Below are 19,402 nucleotides of genomic sequence, written 5' to 3'. Positions count from 1 at the left end.
AATCCCGGCAAAGGAGAAGAAGACCATCGGAAAAGCGGTGAAGAAGGCGTACTTGCCTTTGGGCAAAAGGGAGAAGCTGCCGGTGAAGTTGCTGAGGCTGGCGTGGCCAACCGGAGTTTTAGCATTCGCGGCAACCATGATGATCCCGGTTACGACCAAGGAGATGATGGCGATGATCTTGATCATGGCAAACCAGAATTCAGTTTCGCCAAAAAGCTTGGCCGCCGTCAAGTTGAGCAGGGTCAAGAGGCCTAGGACGCTAACTTCAATCAGCCAGGCGGGCAGGCCGGGCAGCCAGTACTGGACATAGGTTGAAACGGCCGTCAGCTCCGCCATGCAGGCAAAGAGGATGCCGATCCAGTAGGTCCAGCCGGCAAAGCGGCCAGCCGCCTCACCCAGGTATCTGGTGATGAAGGAGACGAAGGTGTGGCTGTTGGAGTCAAAATAGAACATCTCTCCTAAGGCCCGCAAGAGGAAGAAGAAAAAGAGGCCCATGATGGCGTAGATAAAAACAACTGAGGGACCAGTGGCAGAAATCGTGGTCCCGGCCCCCAAGAAGAGGCCAGTACCGATCGTGCCGCCAATGGCAATCATCTGCACGTGCCGGTTGGACAAGGAGCGGATAGTCCCGTCCGTGTTTTCAATGCTGCGGTCTTCCATAAAACAAGTCCTTCCTACTAAAGCAACTAGAAAAAAATAAAAGTAAAATTAAAATTAAAATAAAATAAGAATTTATGGTTGTATAATATAGGATTCAGTCTTTTTTGTAAAGATAAAATCCTTTAAGAAAGGTCAAAAAAGCAGGCTGTCAAAATAAAATTAATTTGACAACCTGCTAAAGCTAAAACTGTTTTGTTTTGGCCGGGTTAGACTAAAGAAAATTAAGTCACCCTGAGTAATTACTTTTTCAGATTTTTCTTACAGCTCTTCGTCCTTGGTCAATTCGTAGATGGCTTCAGCGTAGATAGCGATGGACAGGATCAAGTCGTCCAGCATCATGAATTCGTTGGCGGCGTGCATAACCATTGGGCCGTTTTCCGGCTGGGCCCCGAAGGCAACCCCGCGTTCAAAGAGGCGGCCGTAAGTCCCGCCGCCGATTACGACTTCGTGGCCCGGCTTGCCGGTCTGCTTTTCGTAAACCTTGAGCAAAGTCTGCACCATTGGGTCGCTGCCTGGCACGTAGTGCGGTTCTTCAAAGCCGTTGTAAGTGACATCCAGGATGCCGCTGAACTTGTCCATAACCTGCCTGATCATGGTGTCCGGGTCAGTCCCTTGCGGGTAGCGGACATTGTTCAAGAGGCTGGCCTTGCCGGCGTGTTCGTAGTCGAACATGGACGGGCTGCTGGCCAGATCGCCCATCAGATCATCGTGGTGGAAGATGCCCAGCTTCTTGCCATAGAAGTCTTCGTGTTCTACTTCAGCCAGGAAGTGGAGGAAGTTCTTGTCCCGGCCGGCAAAAGCGTATTGGTCCAGGAAGAGGGCCAGGAAGGTTGCTGAGTTCTTGCCGACTTGCGGAGCTGAAGCGTGGGCCCCTTGGCCGATCAAGACGATATCGGCGCTTTCGTCATTAATTTCAAATGATCCGTCCAATTCCTTGTCTGCCAAAAAGCTTTCGTAAGCCAATTTAACAGCTTCCAGGTCAGGTCCGGAAATAGTAGCCCGGGTAACCTGCGGAGTCACGTTAGTGGCAATCCCGGCCTTGAACTTGTCTAAAACATAGTCGCCCTTAGTATCATCGTTCTTGAAGCTGAATTCCAGGGTGAAGATCCCTTGTTCACCATTGATGATCGGGTATTCAGCGTCTGGTGAGAAGACGATGTCTGGGGTCGGTTCGTGCTTCAAGTAGTAGTCGATCCCGACCCAGTTGGTTTCTTCGTTGGTCCCTAAGACGAAGTCGATCTTCTTCTTTGGCTTAAAGCCAGCTTCCTTGAGCAAAAGCATCCCGTAGTAGGCAGCTAAGCTTGGCCCCTTGTCGTCGGCGCTGCCCCGGCCGTAGATCCGGCCTTCTTCGTCGATTTCCATCTTGAAGGGATCCCGGGTCCAGCCTTCACCAGCTGGCACTACGTCCATGTGGCCGATGATGCCCAGGCGCTTGTCACCTTCACCGAAGTTGACCCGGCCGGCGTAGTTGGCGAAGTTTTCCGTGTCAAAGCCGTCCCGCTTGGCAAAGCTGAGGAACTTGGTCATGGCGTCGACCGGGCCCTTGCCAACTGGGTATTCTTCAGTGGCGTTTTCCAGGTCTTCGGAAGAGTCAATGGCGATCAATTCGCTCAAGTCCTTTAAGATTGCGTCTTTCTTGGCTTCCGCCAGTTCTTTAAAGTTTAAGTCCATCTTTTTCTCCTAATGTTTATTTTTTCTGCCTGCTGTTTTTTTGAAATTAGTTACAAAAAGTAACCAGCTAAATAAAATTCTATCAATCTTCGCCAGCCCTGGCAAACAAGACGCCAAGCAAAAAAGCCGCCTTCCAGCAGCTTTAGCGGCGGTATTTAGTTGCCGCGATATCAATCACTCTTTCAGTAAAGACCACTGGGATCGACTGGGGGTCGACCGGCAAGCCCTGGGCCAGGTTCTTGCCCGGCAAGACGATGACCTTCTTAAAGTACTTCTTCAAAGGCGTGTCCGGGTTCATGGTGACCAGGTAGCTGTGCTTGAAGTGGGAAATCGACTTGGGCAAGGGCGATGAGCCAAAAAGTTTGGAGATCCCTGAAACTGAATAAAAGACCGCTGTGGAGTTCTCATCGCTTAGCGGGAAGAGGTGCTCGCCAGCTGCCAGGTTGTCCCCAAAGTAGGTCGACTTGCCCAGATCCCGCATCCCCATGCTGAGCAGCCTGGCCGGCAGTTCAGAATAGTAGATCCCGAAAATAAAGTTGGTCGAGCTGGTCGCCAGGACTTCCGCCAATTCTTCCGCGTCCTTTTCATTTGCTGTCCAGACCCGGTTGATAGCGTCATGGTAGTCATCCAGGTATTCGCTGCTTGAAACCGCCGCCTCCTGGCTCTCTTGCTTCTTGATGTAGGTCAGCAGCTGGAACTTGAATTCTTTAAAGCCGGAATAGCCCATCTTCTGGCAAAAGCGCTGAACGGAAGCCAGGGAAGTTCCCGCTTCTTCAGCCAGGTGGTTGATGGTCAGCGACTCAACATTGGTCAAGTCGGAGGTCATTCTCTTCATGATTTTCCGGTCAGATTTGGAGAGCTCAGAAGTCTCAACCGTGAAAAAATTGGTAATGTCCATTTATGTCCCTACTTTTGATAAATTTGCTTTAATTTTATCACAATAGTGATAAAAATGGCTAGCCGTCCAAAAAGAATATACCTTATTTCCCGGTCAAGTCCTGGTAGGCCAGTTTCCCGACCGCGTTCTGGGCCAAAAGGATCTGCTCGCGCTCTTCCAGGCCCGTGTAATGGCTCATGAAGCAGATGTCATAGTAACTGTCTCCGGCAAAAATCCGGGCCGCGTCATGCTCCGTGTCTTCCAGTTCCCCGGTCTTGCTGTAAGAGCAGCCCTCGGGCAGGTCCTGGAGGAGCTTGTTAACGGACTCCTGGTAAAAGAGGGCCTTCTGGCAGACCTGGCCAAAAGGAGACGGGTCAGCTAAGAGCCGCTCTAAGAGCTTCAGGGCAGTTTCAGCGGAAAGGTAGTTTTCCCGGTCAGTCACTTCCATCAAGTACCGGCCCAGGTGAAGATGGGCAAATTCTGCTTCAAACCAGGCGGCCATCTTGGCAAAGCCGATAAAATCGATCAAAAAGTTGGTGGCCGTGTTGTCCGAGTCCGACAGCATCAAGTCCAGAATGTCCCGCAGCATCCAGTCCCTTTGGTCCAGGTGGCAAAGCATCCCGCCCTCAACGATCTTGTCTTCCGGGACATGGACCATCTGGCTTAAGTCCTGCGGGTGGGCCTGGTAGTAGCAGGCCACGGCCAGCTTGATCAGGCTGGCTGACTTGAATTCTTCCCCGGCTAAGGGGCTGGCGTAGAGGACGCCGGTCTTGTCTTTGATCAAAAGGGCGGTTTTCCCCGGCAGGGGGGCCAGGATGTCAGCAATCTTCTTAAAATCCAGCATTTTATCTCACCACGATATTATCGCCGAAGCATTCGGCGTAACTATTCAAATCCGGGTCCTGGTCAACCATGAAGATGGCGTCCAGGTCGGCAAAAATCGTATTCGGGTTGGCCCGGTAGAAGGCGCAGGCTGCCGCCAAAGACTCAATTGACTCAATCATGCTGCCGACCATGGTTGGTACCCCCCGGCTTTCGGCTAAGTCGTTGATTTTCTGGGCTTCAGACAAGCCGCCCGTCTTCATCAGCTTTATGTTGATGTAGTCGCAGGCATTTTTGGCCAAAACTCTTTGGGCATCCTCGTAGCTTTCCACGGATTCATCCGCCATGATCGGGTAAGGGGAGTGGCGGGTCAAGTAAGCCATGGAATCCAGGTCCCAGGCCGGGACCGGCTGCTCGATAAAGTCGATCAAAAGGCCCTGCTTGTGCCAGTATTCTGCCGCCTGCATGGTCTGCCGGACATCCCAGGCCTGGTTCATGTCTAAGCGCAGGTGAACCATAGGACCAGCCGCGTAGGCCAGGTCTTCGACCAGCTTGATGTCCCGCTTTAAATGGCTAGCCCCCAATTTCAGTTTAAGGGTCTTGAAGCCCTGATCGACCATCTTCTGGGCATTAGCGATCATTTGCTCAGCCTTGCCGATGCTGATGGTGTAGTCGGTCTCCACGCTGCCGCCCTTGCCGCCTAAGAGTTGGGAGAGGGTGAGGCCAAAAAGGTTGGCCCGGGTATTGTAGAGGGCGATTTCGACCGCGGCCTTGGCCGGGGCATTGTGGACGATGGAAGTCTTGACCGTGTTTAAAAGTTCCTTCCAGTCGGTCAGGTTCTTGCCCAAGACGAGAGGCTTGATCGTTTCTTCAATAACGGCCCGGGCGCTGGACAAGCTGTCCCCGGTCACTTTTTCATTAGGGGTGCAGGTACCGACACCCGTTACTCCGTTAGCCAGTCGGACCGTCACCCGGACGGCGTTGACGGCGTCAACCCGGTGCAGGGCCGTGACGAAGGGCTGCTTTAAGGGAATCTGCTTAATGTCGACCTGCAGGTCTGCAATTGCCAATTGTTCAGCCATTTTTTCCTCCTTGTTTATTTTCCTGTTTCTTTATTTTTCTTTTTTCTCTTTATATTTTTCCTACTTGTCAAAAAGCAGTTCATAGGCCCGCCGCTCCGGATCGACCGAGTCGCTGGTCACCGTAATGATGCCCCGGTAGACAAAGCCCAATTTGTCAGCCAGGTGCTGGACGGCCTGGTTCTGCTTGCCCGTATCCAGGCGGAAGCTCTTAATTCCATTTTCTTGGCCAAAAGCAATTACTTTTTTCAGCAAAAGCTGGCTGAGCCCCTGTCCGCGGAAATCCTTCTTAATGGCGAAGCGGTGCAGAGCCCAGTAGGGAGAACTTCCCGCCCAAATCGGGACTTCATAGTTGGGGTCAAAGTCGGTCGCGGCCATATATGCGGCGACTTGCCCATCTTTAAGTAAAACCCAGCCCTGGCGGTTGTCCAGGTCTTCTTCAATGCTGGCCCGGTCAGGGTAGCCTTCTTGCCACTGGCTGGAGTTTTGCGCCTTCAAAAGGGCCTTGGCGTCTTTGATGATGGCGACAATGTCCTCTAGGTCCCGGCTTTCTGCCTTTCTGACTAAGGTTTCTTCAGTCATCTTAAGCCTCGTTGATGTGGTCTCTTAAGTAGCTGTATTGCATGGCGTCTTCCAGCTGGCTGGTGTCCACGCCTAAAACTTGGGCCAGGGCATAGGCAAAAGCCCAGGAAGTGGCCGGCCCCCGGCTGGTGACCAGCTTGTGGTCCTCGTCAATGACAGCTGGGGTGTCGACGTAGGTGCTGGCCGGGTTTTCACTGGCAACTTGTTCTTTAAAGTCCGGGTGGCTGGTCCACTTGGCTTCTTTTAAGAAGCCGTACTTAGACAAGGCGATCGGGGAGGCGCACATGGCGGCGTTCCACTTGCCGGCCGCGAAGCGCTGCTTCATCAGCCCGGCCAGCTTCTCGCTTGCTCTTAGGTGCTTGGCGTTCGGGGCCCCGCCCGGGAAGGCGACCAAGTCGTAGTCAAGTAGTGATTCGTCCACTAACTTGTCGCAGGTAAAGCGGATGTCGTGTCCGCCAGTGATGGTCAAGTTGTCCAGAGCCACCATATCGCAAGGGATGCCCAGCCGGCGCAGGACGTCGACCTGGCTTAAGCCTTCGATTTCTTCACATCCATCTGAAAAAACAATTGCTGCAGTTGGCATAGTTTTCTTCTCCTTTTTTCTAAAAATCACTTGCTCGTGCTTTTAATTTTTTGCTAATGATTTGCTACCTCCTATTGTACAAAATTGCGGTCAGCTTGTCGCTGAAAGCGGGCTATTTTCAGCAATTTGCAATTGCCGGCTGTGATCGTTTAAAATGGATACGGCTTTTTCCTTTGGAAAAATAAGCAAATCAGTGAAAAAAAGAAAAGAGCAAACAATGCAGTTCATTTACCTCATTATCTTAGGCGTCCTGGCCGGTATCGTGGCGGCGGTGGCCAGCATGGCGTCGCTTGTCTCTTACCCGGGCCTGCTCCTCTTCGGCCTCAGCCCGGTCAGCGCCAATATGACCAATACGGCGGCCCTGGTGACGACCGGCTTTGGCTCCTTGTCCTCCTGCTTAAAGGAGATGCGGGGGCACTGGGGGGAGCTTTGGCGCTATGCCTTCTTCCAATTGACCGGGGCCTTAATTGGGGGCTGGCTTTTAGTCCAGTTCCCGGGAAAAATCTTTCAAAAATTAGTGCCCTTTTTTGTCCTTTTTTCAGCTGGCCTGCTCCTCTACAGCGGCCGGCAAAAGCATCCAAAGCAGGCGACCAAGCTGGGAAGAATCGGGGCTTATTTTGGCTTGTTCGTGGCCGGGATCTATGCCGGCTACTTTGGGGCGGCGTCGGGCGTTTTGACCTTGATCTTTTTGACGGCTTTAAGTGACTCTTCTTTTGTCGTCATCAACGCCATTAAGAGTGTGATCGGTTCTTTAGCCAACCTGGTGGCTCTGGCGCTATTTGCCTTTAAGGGCGGGGTCAACTGGCCAGTAGCTTTTCCTTTGGCGATTGGCCTCTTTATTGGTGGCTATTTCGGGCAAAAAATGATTAAATATCTAAAGCCTGCCTGGGTCAGATGGATCACGGCTTGCTTCTCGGTCCTTTTGGCCATTTACCTGGGCTGGCGGGCCTGGGGTTAACTACCCAAGCCAGGCAAAGTAAGTTAGAATAGTTATTGATTGATTTAAGGAGGACGGGCATGAAAACTGAAGTTTATCTGGTCAGACATGGGGAAACGCTTTTTAACCGCCTGAACAAGGTACAGGGTTGGTGCGATACCCCCTTGACCATCAAAGGAATTGACGATTTAAAGAAGACGGCTGACGCCCTCTCTCAAATTCATTTTGACAACATGTACTCGTCAGACTTGAAGCGGGCGATTGACACCGTCCACTTGATGAAGGACGTCAACCAGGTGTCTAACATTGGCAAGATCAAAAAGCTGCCGGAATTCAGAGAAGTTTTTTACGGTTCTTTTGAAGGCGGCAGCATCGATGATATCTGGCTCGGTGTTTCTAAAGCCGCGGGTATTCCAGCAACCACTGACGTAAAGAAGATTATCGATACCATCGGCATCTACAAGTTCCGGGAAGTCACTAAAAAGGCTGACCCCCTCCATTTGGCCGAAAGCACGGAAGAACTGGAAACCAGAATGTGTCGGGCCATCAAGGTCTTGAGAAAAGAGACCAGCGGCGAAGGCCGGGTCTTGCTGGTTTCCCACGGGGACTTTATCAAGACCCTGGGGATCAAGTACTGGAAGGAAAGCGACGGCCTGCATGACATCACCTTCCCGGACAACGGCAGCGTCAGCCGGGGGATTTTGGACGAAGAAGGCAATTTTGAAATTGTCGACTACAACTGCAAGGCTGAAGATTTATGAACAAGGAGACAGACTAGAAGATGAAGTGGGATACGCACACTTTTACGCTCGTTTTGCTGGTGATCGTGGGCCTGTGGGAATTTGCCCGGGGCTATAACATCCAGCGGATGGGGAAGAAGGACAGCCTGCCAGCCAAGTCCTACTACCTGACCGGGGCCGGCATCCTGGCCGTGGCCATTTATTACGCGGTAAAGTTGTGGGGCTAATATGAACGTTCATTCCTGGTGGGTTCCTTATGCCATCTCGCTTTTCGGCATTTGGGATTTAATTACCGGCATCACGCGCCTGCGCCGGCAGAAGCAGGGCGTCAAGCAGAAGGGGCTGGGGGGCAAGGCTTTTGTCCTCTTAGGCATCCTCTTCATCATTACTGGAATCTGGGCTTTTTGGCTCTAGAAGGCAAAAAATTATGGCAAAGTTGGCACTGCTGAGGCATGGGGAAAGCCAGGCCAATGCGGCAAACGTATATACAGGCTGGAATGACGTCCCCTTAACGGATAAGGGCCGGCGGCAGGCCTGGGCAGCAGGGGAGAAATTAAAAGAAGTCGGGGACTTTCACCCGACTATGATTCACACCTCCCTTTTGTCGAGGGCAATTGAGACGGCGAACATCGCGGCCGAAGCCGCGGGCTTTTTATACCTGCCGGTTGCAAAGACCTGGCGGCTGAATGAACGCCACTACGGGGCCCTGCGGGGCCTGGACAAGGACGTGTCCAGGAAGATTTTCGGTAAAGAGCAGGTTTTAGAGTGGCGGCGGGGCTTTGACGCGGTTCCGCCAGCGCAAGGGTCACCAACTATCGACCGCCGCTATTGGGGAGTGGACCCTCAGCTTTTGCCAAGAGCGGAGAGCCTGCACCAGAGCCAGCTCCGCCTGTTGCCTTACTATGAAGACGAGGTGGCCAGCCGCTTAGTGGCTGGGGAAGACCAGCTGATCGTGGCCCATGGCTCCAGCCTGCGTGCGCTGATCAAATATTTAGAAGACATCAACAATGTGGATATCCTCAAGCTGGAGGTGCCTAACGCCCAGGCCATTGTCTATGACTTTGACCAGGAGCTGAACATTGTGGATAAGATGATCACCAACTGATTACAAAAACAGGCTGAGGCCTGTTTTTTATTTTGCCTTTTTTTCTTCTTTTTTACTCGGAAAAAATCAGCGGTTATTGAAAAACTTGACATCGCTTTTGGGAGTGTTACACTTAGTCACAAGTTATTAGAAAACTTGTGAAGAGATTTTATAAACGGAAAGTGTGATAAGATGCCAGTAATGACAGCCCAAGAAGTGATGAATTTGATTCCCAACCGCTACCCGATCTGCTATATCGACCGGGTGGAGGAACTGGAAGCCGACAAAAGGATCAAGGCCGTGAAGAACGTGACGATCAACGAGCCCTTTTTCCAGGGGCATTTCCCGGGAAATCCGGTGATGCCCGGGGTCTTGATCATTGAAACTTTGGCCCAGGCGGCCTCGATTTTGATCTTGAAGTCACCGGCCTTTTACAAGAAGACTGCTTATCTTGGGGCGATCCACCAGGCCAAGTTCAGAAGGATGGTCCGGCCGGGGGATGTTTTGGAAATGGAAGTGAAGATGCTCAAGGTCCGGGCTAAGACGGGGAGCGTGGCGGCAGTGGCTAAAGTGAACGGGGACCTGGTCTGCCAGACGGAACTGGTCTTTATCGTGGGTGACCGGGACGGCAAGGACATGCAGGCGAAAAATTAGAAAAAGCAAAAATTTATGGCGACTTTTGCCAGATTGCTAAATGTCGGGGGCAATCTATGGTAAAATCTATTCTGATATATTCAAAATAGATTTTTTAAAATGGAGCTAAATATGCGCAAATTATTTCTTTTGAGAGGCGCGCCCGGCTCTGGCAAGTCTTCATTTATCGCCCGGCACCACTTATTGCCGTACGCGATCAGCGGGGATGCGATCCGCCTGCTTTTGGCGAACCTGACCGTTTACTATGACCAGAAGACTGACGTTCTGCACCAGGTTATTCCGCGGCATGTCACGGAACAGACCAAGCGGATGAAGGACAACTTGGTTGAGCACAAGATGTCCTATGGGGAAACCGTCATCGTGGACGGGACCCACATTGTCGCCAGCGAGATCGATCACTACAAGAAGTGGTGCGAGAAGTACCATTACGAGTGCTATGTGGTTGATTTGATGCAGAACCAGACCCTGGAAGGTTTGTTGAAGAGAAACCAGATCCGGACGCAATACGACTGGGTGAAGCCGGAAGTCATCACGATGATGTACAATTCTTACAAGGCGCACCCGGAGCTGCCCAAGTGGGTTAAGGGGATCAAGCCCAACCAGATGGAGCAGGCCCTGCAGCAGAGAGAGAACAATCTGGACCATTATTCACATGTGATTGCCATACCTGATGAGGTGGCGGAAGAAGATTTTCCACATGTGCACATTTCCAACTTCTACTTCTCTTTCAACGACAAGTTCAGTGAAAAGTACGGGACTTACCGGAATGTGGTGACGATCGGCAAGACCAAGGAAGAGGTGGTCGACGAGTTTCGTCTGCCATTCTTTGCCTTTAAGTTCCACCACAAGCACTTTTTGATTTCGGCTTACCCGATCAGAAACGAGATGCTGGACCCGGTCAAGAAGGTCAAGGGGACCTGGTCTTACACGACCGGCCTTTACAACGTGGCTGACTTTATCAGAGAATTTCCGAAAAACGATAAATCACACGTTCACCAGTTTAATTTGAGCAATCTGGACCGGACCAGACTTTTGCACATTTGGTAAAAGACAGAGAAAAAGCTTTTCCTCAGGATTGCGGGGAAAAGCTTTTTTCATGTGTAAAATTACTGCCAGGTCAAGGGGACTTGCCCGTGGGGGATGCGGCTTTCAAAAATCATGAAAAGACAGCTTCCTTTTTAACTAATTAAAAAAATCACAATTTACCGTTGCAAGCGCTTTTTTTAAGTGCTACGATCACGGTTGAGAAAAAGATTATAAAAAAGCAATAGAAAGAAGCGAGAAAATGAAGGCTGGAAAATACACGGTTGACGCTCAAGGGCACAATGGCAAGTTTATGCTGACAGTGACGGTTGACGGGGACCGGATCGAAGACGTCAAGGTTGCTGAAGGGGAAACGGCTGGCATCTCAGACGCGGCTTTAAAGCGGATCCCAGAAGCAATTGTTAAGGGACAAACTTTAAATGTTGACGTCGTCTCCGGGGCTTCCCTGACTAGCCGGGGGATCCTGGACGGGGTCGGCCAGGCGATTGAAATGGCTGGCGGAGATGCTGAAGAATTCAAGCAGCGGCCAAAGTACCAAGAAGCAGAAAGCGAAAGCGGGGAAGTCACGGTTGACGTGGCGGTTGTTGGTGCCGGCGGGGCCGGATTTACCGCTGCTGTCCGCTCTTTGCAAAATGGCCTAAAGGTCGCCCTGCTTGAAAAGGCGCCAACTGTTGGCGGCAACACTATGCGGTCAGGCGGCTTTTTGAACGCGGCTGACCCGGAATGGCAAAACAAGTTTCCAGCCTTGCCAGGGGAAAACGTCACCCTGGAGCAAATGATGGAAGTCAAGGAAGACGAAATCGCGCCGGAATACCGGGAAGACTTCAAGGAAATGCAAAAGCAGATCAAGGACTACCTGGGCAGCGGGAAAGACTATCTCTTTGACTCCGTTCTCTTCCACCGCCTGCAAACTTACCTGGGCGGCAAGCGGGTTGACCTGAAGGGCAATGAAATCTACAGCGACTACTCTTTGGCCAAGACTTTGACTGACCATGCCCTGGAATCTGTTAAGTGGCTGGCTTCGGTTGGCGTTGACTTCAATATGTCAGCCGTAACCATGCCGGTTGGTGCCCTTTGGCGCCGGGCCCACAAGCCGGTAGAAAGCGATGGCTTTGGCTATATTAAGGCTTTGAAGAAGTACTATGATGAACATGGCGGCCAGACTTTTACCGATGCAAAAGTAACGGATCTTTTGCTTGAAGATGGCCGGGTAGTGGGCGTGAAGACTGAGAAGCTGACTGTACATGCCAAGGCTGTAATTTTGACGGCGGGCGGCTACAGCGCCAACACCAAGATGTTGCAAAAGTACAACACTTACTGGGATGATATTCCAGACAACATGAAGACGACCAACGCCCCATACATTACTGGTGACGGGATCAACTTGGGCCTTCAAGCAGGGGCTACCTTAGTCGGCATGGGCTTTACCCAGATGATGCCAGTTGCTGATCCGAAGACCGGTGAATACAATACTGGCCTGCAAGTTCCGCCAGCTGACTTTGTCATGGTCAACCAAAAGGGTGATCGTTTCGTCAACGAATATGCCGGCCGGGACACCTTGGCCAAGGCAGCGATCGCTAATGGCGGCCTCTTCTACTTGATTGCTGATGAAACGATCAAGAATTCTGCCTACAACACTGACGAAAACAAGATCAAGCAGGAAATCGCCAGCGGCCAGCTCTACAAGGCTGACACTCTGGAAGAGTTGGCAGAGCAGATCAAGGTTGACCCAGACCACTTACTGGCAAGCATCAAGAAGTACAACCAATACGTTGACCAGGGGGATGACCCGGAATTCCACAAGAGCGTCTTTGACCACCGGGTTGAAAATGGCCCATTTTACGCTACTCCGCGCCAGCCAGCCATGCACCACACTATGGGTGGCTTGAAGATTGACGCGGCTGCCCATATCTTAAATGAAGCAGGGGAAAAGATCGCGGGCCTTTACTGTGCTGGTGAAAATGCCGGTGGGGTTCACGCGGGCAACCGCCTGGGCGGCAACGCCTTAGCTGACGTCTTTACTTTTGGCCGGATCGCGGCAGACAGTGCCAAGAGTGAACTTGCGGTTGACACGGTCAGCGGGGCTTCTCACTAAGCTTTTTAACTGATTATACTTTCCCATACATACCAAAAAACGAGTTGCGCGATGCAACTCGTTTTTCATATCTATTCAATTCTCTTAGAAGTCGAAAGCCAAAGCGCCCATTGGGTCCCATGGCAGAAGTTCGATTGGGTTTTCCTTGCCTTCGTCGTAAGCCTTCTTAACGTCTTCTGGCAGGAAGGCCTTGTTCAAAACAGCCTGGTAAACGAATTGGTCGAACCATTCGTCGCTCATGACGAAGTAGCCCTTGAAGCCTGGCTTGTCACCCCATGAGTTTTCGATCTTCCACTTAGTTGGCTTGTCGTCAACCAGGTCAACGGCAGTGATAACCATGGCGTGGTTCATCATGCTTTCGCCTGAGTCCAGGCGGTCAGCCTTGCTCATTGAGAAGTCGTAGTCAAAAAGCTGGTCTCTTTGGTAGATCTTAGTGTCCAAAAGCCCGGCTTCCCGGTCACCGCCCTTGGAAACGTCTGAACCAAACCAAACAACTTCGCCTTGCTTCAATTGGTTGATGATCAGTTCCTTGAACTTGGACAGTTCCAGGTTGAGGTGGCGGACTTGCCGGCCGCCAACCACGTTGCCCAGGTATTCTACTGAGAAGACCTTGTTGTATGGTTTGTCAGCAGTAGGCCCGTTGATAACTGAGATGTAGTTTTCCAGGTCCCAGCCAACGTACTTTTTGAAGAAGTCTTGCGGGGTGATGTCCTTGTCGATGTGGTAGTTGCCGTCATCGTCAGTGTATTCAAAGTTGAAGCTCTTTGGCGGCAGGCCAAGTGAAGTGGCCAGCATGCGGAAGATAGCGTCCAAAAGTTCAGCCTTGTGCGCCTCTACTTCTTCTGCGCTCTTGCCTTCGTTGACCAAAGCCCGCAGTTCCAAACCGCCCTTGCGGAGCATGGTGTTCAAAGTGTCATTCAAAGCACGGGAGTTTTCTGAGTTAGCAGTTTCCGGGTAAACCTTCTTCGGCACGATCCCGTACTTTTCAATCAAGCCGCAGAGCATGTCCCATTGCCCGCCGTCTGATTGCGGAGTGGCAAAGAGGAAGGAGACCTTCCGGTCGCCCAGTGGCTTGTCAGCTGAGCCGATCACGTTTTCAAAGAAGAAGTTTGACTTTTCAAACTTGTCCCAGAAGAAGGTGTAGCTCTGTGACAATTCAAAGCCCTTCAGCTTGAATTCCTTTTGGATTGAGTGACGCATGGTGTTCAAAGCACTGAACATCCAGCAGCGGCCTGACTGCTTTTGGTTGGTAACTGAACCAGTGTCGATTTCCACTGAGAAGGTTGGGTCCAGGTCAACCTTGCTTTGGGTGCTTTGGCTGGCCTTGAAAATCCCGTTGGTTTGGGCAGCGTTGGCAGCTACCCCGTAAGCTGGGTGCTTGCTCAAGTTGCTGGTGAAGTCTTCGATCGTGTCAAAGCTGATTTCTTTTGACATCCTATTGCCTCCTGTTTCTCTTTTTTAAAAAAACTGTCTAAGCCCATTTTAGCCCATAAAAGCAAGGCCGTCTATCAAAGTAGCTTAATTTGTTGGTTTCCCGGCCCAAATGTTCGTCAATTCCCCGTGCTTTTGACAATAAGCGATCACTTGCGGGTCTAAAGGCCAAACTTTTAAGCCCGTCTCCTGGCAAAGCTTTTCTACTTGCTTCATCACTTGGTCCAAAGTTCCTTCTGGTGCCCCCGGCGCAATAAAAAGCTGGTTCATGGCCCAAACCGGCCCGCTCTTTCTCTCGATCAAGAGGAGGGGACTTTTGGCAACCAACTGGCCGTCAGCCTTGATTTCAATGACTTTTTCTCTTTCTTCTGGCATAGCTTTTCCTTTCAAAGCGGCAAATATTTTGCGGTCCCTACCTTTTTCTTTGCTGTCTTAACTAGTGTAAAATAGATGTCTAGATAATTAAAGGAGCAAAAAAACATGAACAGAGTAAGAGGATTTGAAGTAGTTAAGAAGTATGAAGGACAAGGCTTGACCCTGCCCCGCAGGCAGACTTTGGCCAGCGCCGGCTACGACATCGAAGCTGCCCGCGACATCACCATCCCCAGCATCTGGACCCTGAACTTCGTCAGGATCTTCCGCTTGATCAGAAACGGCCATGACTTGATCGAAAGCGACTTTTTGCAGGCTGAAGAAGTCTTAAAGCCGATCTTAGTCCCAACTGGCATCAAGGCCTACATGCCAGAAGACGAGGCCCTGATCCTGGCCAACCGGTCCTCCAACACATTCAAGCGCAACCTGTCCTTGCCAAACGGGATCGGCGTCATCGACAGCGACTACTACAACAACCCCAACAATGAAGGGGAGATCTTCGTCCAAGTCTTGAACTACGGCGTCCGTCCCCTCAAGATCAAAAAGGGTGAGCGGATCGCCCAGGGTATCTTCATTAAGTACCTCAAAACTGATGACGACCAGCCAATCGAAAGCCAGCGCTTAAGCGGCTTTGGCTCAACCGGCAAGAAGGGCGGCAAGTAATGGCCAGAGCTAGAACCCAGTACAAGTGCCGGTCTTGCGGCTACATCTCCGCTTCTTACCTGGGCCGGTGCCCGAACTGCGGGGCCTGGAACCAGTTTGAAAAAGAAAGCCAGGAGGTCCGTCAGACTTCTACTAAAGCTACTCCCAGCCGCTTGATGGCCAACGTGGGTGCTAAAGAAGCCGTTAAAATGTCTACCGTCAAGGCGGAAAAAGAAGAGCGGGTTTTAACCAAGTCCTCTGAACTTAACCGGGTCTTAGGCGGCGGGATCGTACCAGGCTCTTTGGTCTTGATCGGCGGGGACCCCGGCATCGGCAAGTCCACTTTGATGCTGCAGATCATGAGCGAGCTGGCCGAAAAATACAAGGTCCTCTACGTCTCCGGGGAAGAATCTGCCAGCCAGATCAAGCTGCGGGCTGACCGCTTAGGCCTGGGCCAAAGTCCCATGCTTTTATACCCGGAAAGCAACATGGAACACATCCGCGACCAGATCGATGACGTTAAGCCAGATTTTGTCGTGATCGACTCCATCCAGACCATGAACGAACCCAGCCTGGACTCCATGGTGGGCTCAGCTTCCCAGGTCCGGGAAGTTACCGCGGAACTGATGAAGATCGCCAAGCTGGACCAAGTCACTGTCTTTGTCATTGGCCACGTGACCAAGGAAGGGTCCATCGCCGGGCCGAAAATCCTGGAGCACATGGTTGACACCGTCCTTTACTTTGAAGGTGACGAGCACCATGCCTACCGGATCCTGCACTCAGTCAAGAACCGTTTTGGGGCGGCCAACGAAATCGGCATGTTTGAAATGAAGACCGAAGGCCTGGCAGAAGTGACCAATCCTTCCGCGGTCTTCTTAGATGAACGCCTGCCCGACTCAACTGGGTCAGCCGTGGTCGTTTCTTTAGAAGGTACCCGGCCGATCTTGGGCGAAATCCAGGCCCTGGTCACCCCAACCGCCTTCGGCTATGCCAAGCGGACTACTTCGGGCCTGGACTACAACCGGGTCTCCCTGCTTTTAGCCGTTTTGGAAAAAAGGGGGAACCTAATGCTGCAGAACCAGGACGCCTATTTATCAGCGACCGGCGGCATCCGCTTAAACGAACCGGCCATTGACCTGGCCATCGCCATGGCCATTGCCTCCAGTTACTATGACAAGGAAATCTCTGCGACTGACTGCTTTGTCGGGGAAATCGGCCTGACCGGGGAAGTCCGCCGGGTCAACCAGATACAGGCCCGAGTCAAGGAAGCCGGCAAGGTTGGCTTCAAGCGGATTTTTATCCCGAAATACAATATGAGCCCGGCCTTGCAGGATTTGGGGATTGAGGTAATCCCGGTCTCCAGCGTCCGCCAGGCCCTCCACTACCTTTTCTCATAGAGAAAACGAATGTAATATTTCATACGATTTGCACTTTTCTCTTGCTAAAATGTCTGGTAAGAACTACAATGTAGTATATTGATTGAGGATAGATGGAAAGGAAAAATATTAATGACAGTTCCAGTATTTTATTCAATCACTGACGACTTCACCCCATACGCGGCTGTCTCACTGCACTCTTTAGTCAAGCATGCTGACCCAAAGCGTGACTACACGGTAACCTTTTTGCACCAGGGCTTAAGCCGGGACCATGAAAAGGCCCTGGCCGCTTATAACAGAGACAATGTCCACATTAAGTTCTACGAGATGTCCGACGAACTCCTCAAGCCAATCCAGGACCGGAAGGAGAACTACTTTCGGGGCGACTTCGCCATGTCCATTTTCTACCGCCTCTTTATCCCGGACCTCTTCCCGGAATACGACAAGGTAGTCTACATCGACAGTGACACGGTCTTAAATGACGACATCGCCAAGCTTTATGACCATGACTTAGGCAATAATCTCCTGGGTGCCTGCACCGACACTTCCATCCAGTTCGTGGAAAAGATTCTCCGCTATATCAAGGAAGTCTTGGCTCTGGATCCGAAGGAATACATCAATTCAGGGATGCTGGTCATGAACGCCAAGGCCTTCAGAGAGGAAAACTTCGTTGACAAGTTCTTCAGCCTCTTGGGCCGCTACCACTTTGACTGCATCGCCCCGGACCAGGACTACCTAAATGAAATCTGCTCCGGCCGGATCAAGTACCTGGACGGCCGCTGGGACGCCATGCCAAACGAAAATACCGCGGCCTTGGAAAATCCTGGCCTTATCCACTACAATCTCTTCTCTAAGCCTTGGCGCTTTAGCGGGATCCAGTATGAAGACTACTTCTGGACTAACGCCGAAGAAACCATCTTTGCGGATGAACTGAAGGCAGAACTGGCCAAGACGACCGATGAAGAAAGGGACACCGAATACCACAAGCTGGACCGCGAGCTAGACATGACCCTGCAGGATCCCCACAACTGGGCCCGGGTTAAGGAAAATGAGCAGGTAACTTTATAATTCACAAGAAGAGCTTTCCAAAATTCGTTTTTGGAAGGCTTTTTTAGTAAGTTCTATGTTTATGATCCAGAACCAGGTGACTGGGAGCGCAGATCATCCGCCTACACACCCGATTAAAGCGCCTGCCTTTAGCCAGCCAGCTCCGGGTGCGGGTCCACTTCGGCCATGCAGGAAAAGGAAGAATTAAAGCAGTACTTGATCGACCACCTGGATGAAGCTATTGAAAAGCACTACCTGCAGGTTTACTACCAACCAGTCATCCGGACCTTGACCGGCCGCCTCTGCGGGGCGGAAGCCTTGATCCGCTGGATTGATCCGGTCAAGGGATTCTTGTCACCGGACGACTTTATTCCCCTCTTTGAAGAGATGAACTTGTCCTACAAGGTTGACCGTTATGTCATCCAAGAAGTTACCCAGGGCCTGCGCGGGCGTATCGACAAGGGAGAAAAGCTCGTGCCAGTTTCCATCAACTTGTCCCGGGCAGACTTCCAGATGATGGATCCTTTGACCGAATTAAACCAGGCCATGCGGAAAAATGGCTTGCGCTGGTCCCTAGTCCGCGTGGAAATCACCGAAAGTGCCTTATCTAAGGATGTTGCCGGCGGCCATTCACAACTTCCGCCAGGCCGGTTATGAAGTCTGGATGGACGACTTTGGTAGCGGCTATTCTTCCTTAAACTATCTCAAGAATTTTGAATTCGATGAGATCAAGCTGGATATGATCTTCATGAAGGACTTTGACGAAGCTTCAAAGAAGATCTTAACCGCCTGCGTGAAGATGGCCAAGGACCTGGGAATCCATACTTTGGCTGAGGGGGTTGAAACTAAGCAGAAGTTGGACTTCTTGCAGTCGATTGGCTGCGAGCGAATCCAGAGCTTTTACTACAGCAAGCCCTTGCCAACCGGTTAGTTTGCCAAGCTGGTGGCTGAAAAGGGGATCGAAATTGAGAACTGGCAGCAGAGCAAGTTCTACCAGTGTGTTGGCCTGGTGGACTTGGCCAGCGACAAGCCGACCTGCCTAGACAATGGCAGCCATTTCCGCTTGCTTTATGTCAACGAAGAATTTCAGAAAGAAGTCAAGCGGGCACCGGCAGTCTTTAAGCAGATCGTTAATGAATGGAACAAGCCGGAATCAGAAATTGCCAAGCGGCTGCAGGCCTTTGCTAAAAAGGTTGACCAGGGTGAGGCAAGCTACTTTGACCTTAAGCAAACCGAGCAATATCTCCGCCTTAGTGCCCAGCAAATTGCCAGATGCTCTTGATCAACGCCAGCGAGATCACCGTGCAATACCTAAAATAAGCAAGAAGCAGTCATTTGGCTGCTCCTTTTTTTACTTTCAACCCGTAAAAAAGTTGAAAAAACAAAAAAATTCAAAAAACTTTTTATGCATTTAACCTAGAAAAGATATAAAATCCGAACAATTTTTCCGAAAAAGCAATTTTTCCAAAAGTGCGCGAGGATTTTGAAAAACAAAAAAGGAAACAACCTTTACAACACCTCCTGGCGTTTGGCAGAAAAGACAATTAAAAGGCAAAAGTTGACGAAAAAGAAAAAACAAGGTAAAGTAGTAAATGTCTTCAATGCAAGCAAGAAGCGCTTTCGTAAAGAAAGGCAATTGAAGGCAAAAAAATATCGAAAACTTGTTGACAAGAAGCCAACAAGCGAGTAAGATATAAAACGTTGCG

General features: G+C 51.1%; 24 protein-coding genes. 14 read left to right on the top strand and 10 right to left on the bottom strand.

The features are described 5' to 3' along the window. From HMPREF3168_RS10590 to HMPREF3168_RS02830, 7 genes are all read right to left on the bottom strand, one after another. On the bottom strand, nucleotides 1-660 hold a 660-nt coding region (locus tag HMPREF3168_RS10590), incomplete at its 3' end, for an amino acid permease (RefSeq protein ID WP_246825672.1). Between the two features lie 258 nt (nucleotides 661-918). Beyond that, complete coding sequence (gene pepV, locus HMPREF3168_RS02855) at nucleotides 919-2,331, bottom strand: dipeptidase PepV (protein WP_070488397.1); 1,413 nt, start codon at nucleotides 2,329-2,331, stop codon at nucleotides 919-921. Between the two features lie 142 nt (nucleotides 2,332-2,473). Next, nucleotides 2,474-3,229, bottom strand: a complete 756-nt coding sequence (locus HMPREF3168_RS02850) for a MurR/RpiR family transcriptional regulator (RefSeq protein ID WP_003612513.1) — start codon at nucleotides 3,227-3,229, stop codon at nucleotides 2,474-2,476. 82 nt (nucleotides 3,230-3,311) lie between these two features. Further along, entirely contained in the window at nucleotides 3,312-4,052 is a 741-nt protein-coding gene (locus HMPREF3168_RS02845) for a serine hydrolase (RefSeq protein ID WP_070488395.1), read from the bottom strand. Nucleotide 4,053: 1 nt separating this feature from the next. Beyond that, complete coding sequence (locus HMPREF3168_RS02840; RefSeq protein WP_070488393.1) at nucleotides 4,054-5,112, bottom strand: dipeptide epimerase; 1,059 nt, start codon at nucleotides 5,110-5,112, stop codon at nucleotides 4,054-4,056. 60 nt (nucleotides 5,113-5,172) lie between these two features. Then, complete coding sequence (locus HMPREF3168_RS02835; protein WP_070488391.1) at nucleotides 5,173-5,691, bottom strand: GNAT family N-acetyltransferase; 519 nt, start codon at nucleotides 5,689-5,691, stop codon at nucleotides 5,173-5,175. A gap of 1 nt (nucleotide 5,692) precedes the next feature. After that, nucleotides 5,693-6,274 carry a DJ-1/PfpI family protein gene (locus HMPREF3168_RS02830; protein ID WP_002879748.1) on the bottom strand — a complete coding sequence of 194 codons (582 nt, stop codon included), beginning with the start codon at nucleotides 6,272-6,274 and terminating at the stop codon, nucleotides 5,693-5,695. Between the two features lie 217 nt (nucleotides 6,275-6,491). On the opposite strand from HMPREF3168_RS02830, the gene HMPREF3168_RS02825 reads away from it, so the two are divergent. The 8 genes from HMPREF3168_RS02825 to HMPREF3168_RS02790 all read left to right on the top strand — a co-directional run bounded on the left by HMPREF3168_RS02825 (nucleotide 6,492) and on the right by HMPREF3168_RS02790 (nucleotide 12,828). Beyond that, complete coding sequence (locus HMPREF3168_RS02825) at nucleotides 6,492-7,232, top strand: sulfite exporter TauE/SafE family protein (protein WP_003612520.1); 741 nt, start codon at nucleotides 6,492-6,494, stop codon at nucleotides 7,230-7,232. 59 nt (nucleotides 7,233-7,291) lie between these two features. After that, nucleotides 7,292-7,972: a histidine phosphatase family protein gene (locus tag HMPREF3168_RS02820; RefSeq protein ID WP_050952789.1), complete on the top strand. Its 681-nt coding sequence runs from the start codon at nucleotides 7,292-7,294 to the stop codon at nucleotides 7,970-7,972. A gap of 20 nt (nucleotides 7,973-7,992) precedes the next feature. Beyond that, a complete protein-coding gene (locus tag HMPREF3168_RS02815; protein WP_003612506.1) occupies nucleotides 7,993-8,178 on the top strand; it encodes a hypothetical protein in 186 nt (61 codons plus the stop codon). Nucleotide 8,179: 1 nt separating this feature from the next. Continuing rightward, on the top strand, nucleotides 8,180-8,365 hold the full coding sequence (locus HMPREF3168_RS02810; protein ID WP_003612507.1) for a hypothetical protein: 186 nt from the start codon (nucleotides 8,180-8,182) through the stop codon (nucleotides 8,363-8,365). A gap of 13 nt (nucleotides 8,366-8,378) precedes the next feature. Beyond that, nucleotides 8,379-9,056 (top strand): 2,3-bisphosphoglycerate-dependent phosphoglycerate mutase, encoded by a 678-nt coding sequence (locus HMPREF3168_RS02805; protein ID WP_003612534.1) that lies wholly within the window; start codon nucleotides 8,379-8,381, stop codon nucleotides 9,054-9,056. A 171-nt stretch (nucleotides 9,057-9,227) separates the two neighbouring features. Continuing rightward, nucleotides 9,228-9,689 (top strand): 3-hydroxyacyl-ACP dehydratase FabZ, encoded by a 462-nt coding sequence (gene fabZ, locus HMPREF3168_RS02800; protein ID WP_070488389.1) that lies wholly within the window; start codon nucleotides 9,228-9,230, stop codon nucleotides 9,687-9,689. 111 nt (nucleotides 9,690-9,800) lie between these two features. Further along, nucleotides 9,801-10,736 carry an AAA family ATPase gene (locus HMPREF3168_RS02795; RefSeq protein WP_070488387.1) on the top strand — a complete coding sequence of 312 codons (936 nt, stop codon included), beginning with the start codon at nucleotides 9,801-9,803 and terminating at the stop codon, nucleotides 10,734-10,736. Between the two features lie 238 nt (nucleotides 10,737-10,974). Then, on the top strand, nucleotides 10,975-12,828 hold the full coding sequence (locus HMPREF3168_RS02790; protein WP_070488385.1) for an FAD-dependent oxidoreductase: 1,854 nt from the start codon (nucleotides 10,975-10,977) through the stop codon (nucleotides 12,826-12,828). Between the two features lie 84 nt (nucleotides 12,829-12,912). Here the strand turns inward: HMPREF3168_RS02790 and pepC are convergent, their stop codons facing one another. Both pepC and HMPREF3168_RS02780 read right to left on the bottom strand, forming a co-directional pair. Next, nucleotides 12,913-14,262, bottom strand: a complete 1,350-nt coding sequence (gene pepC / locus HMPREF3168_RS02785; RefSeq protein WP_070488383.1) for an aminopeptidase C — start codon at nucleotides 14,260-14,262, stop codon at nucleotides 12,913-12,915. Between the two features lie 84 nt (nucleotides 14,263-14,346). After that, on the bottom strand, nucleotides 14,347-14,634 hold the full coding sequence (locus HMPREF3168_RS02780) for a hypothetical protein (protein ID WP_003615858.1): 288 nt from the start codon (nucleotides 14,632-14,634) through the stop codon (nucleotides 14,347-14,349). Between the two features lie 105 nt (nucleotides 14,635-14,739). Here HMPREF3168_RS02780 and HMPREF3168_RS02775 point away from each other — a divergent pair, with 105 nt between their 5' ends. From HMPREF3168_RS02775 to HMPREF3168_RS02750, 6 genes are all read left to right on the top strand, one after another. Continuing rightward, the gene (locus tag HMPREF3168_RS02775) at nucleotides 14,740-15,294 is read left to right on the top strand and encodes a dCTP deaminase/dUTPase family protein (RefSeq protein WP_070488381.1); all 555 of its coding nucleotides are present in this window, start codon (nucleotides 14,740-14,742) and stop codon (nucleotides 15,292-15,294) included. Further along, nucleotides 15,294-16,670: a DNA repair protein RadA gene (gene radA / locus HMPREF3168_RS02770; protein ID WP_070488379.1), complete on the top strand. Its 1,377-nt coding sequence runs from the start codon at nucleotides 15,294-15,296 to the stop codon at nucleotides 16,668-16,670. The genes HMPREF3168_RS02775 and radA overlap by 1 nt, the downstream gene beginning before the upstream one ends. Before the next feature lie 111 nt (nucleotides 16,671-16,781). Beyond that, the gene (locus HMPREF3168_RS02765; protein ID WP_016396796.1) at nucleotides 16,782-17,717 is read left to right on the top strand and encodes a glycosyltransferase family 8 protein; all 936 of its coding nucleotides are present in this window, start codon (nucleotides 16,782-16,784) and stop codon (nucleotides 17,715-17,717) included. Nucleotides 17,718-17,882: 165 nt separating this feature from the next. Beyond that, on the top strand, nucleotides 17,883-18,353 hold the full coding sequence (locus HMPREF3168_RS10915) for an EAL domain-containing protein (protein ID WP_016396795.1): 471 nt from the start codon (nucleotides 17,883-17,885) through the stop codon (nucleotides 18,351-18,353). After that, on the top strand, nucleotides 18,295-18,627 hold the full coding sequence (locus HMPREF3168_RS10910) for an EAL domain-containing protein (RefSeq protein WP_130183590.1): 333 nt from the start codon (nucleotides 18,295-18,297) through the stop codon (nucleotides 18,625-18,627). Before HMPREF3168_RS10915 ends, HMPREF3168_RS10910 begins: the two co-directional genes overlap by 59 nt. Before the next feature lie 12 nt (nucleotides 18,628-18,639). Then, entirely contained in the window at nucleotides 18,640-18,978 is a 339-nt protein-coding gene (locus HMPREF3168_RS02750) for a hypothetical protein (protein WP_016396793.1), read from the top strand. A 129-nt stretch (nucleotides 18,979-19,107) separates the two neighbouring features. Here HMPREF3168_RS02750 and HMPREF3168_RS10430 read toward each other — a convergent pair. Further along, nucleotides 19,108-19,402, bottom strand: a 295-nt coding sequence (locus HMPREF3168_RS10430) for a hypothetical protein (protein WP_210384541.1), incomplete at its 5' end; no start/stop codon positions are given.

Source organism: Lactobacillus sp. HMSC08B12, from assembly GCF_001808415.1.
Classification (GTDB): domain Bacteria; phylum Bacillota; class Bacilli; order Lactobacillales; family Lactobacillaceae; genus Lactobacillus; species Lactobacillus delbrueckii.
This window is presented reverse-complemented; position numbering and strand designations above follow the sequence as displayed.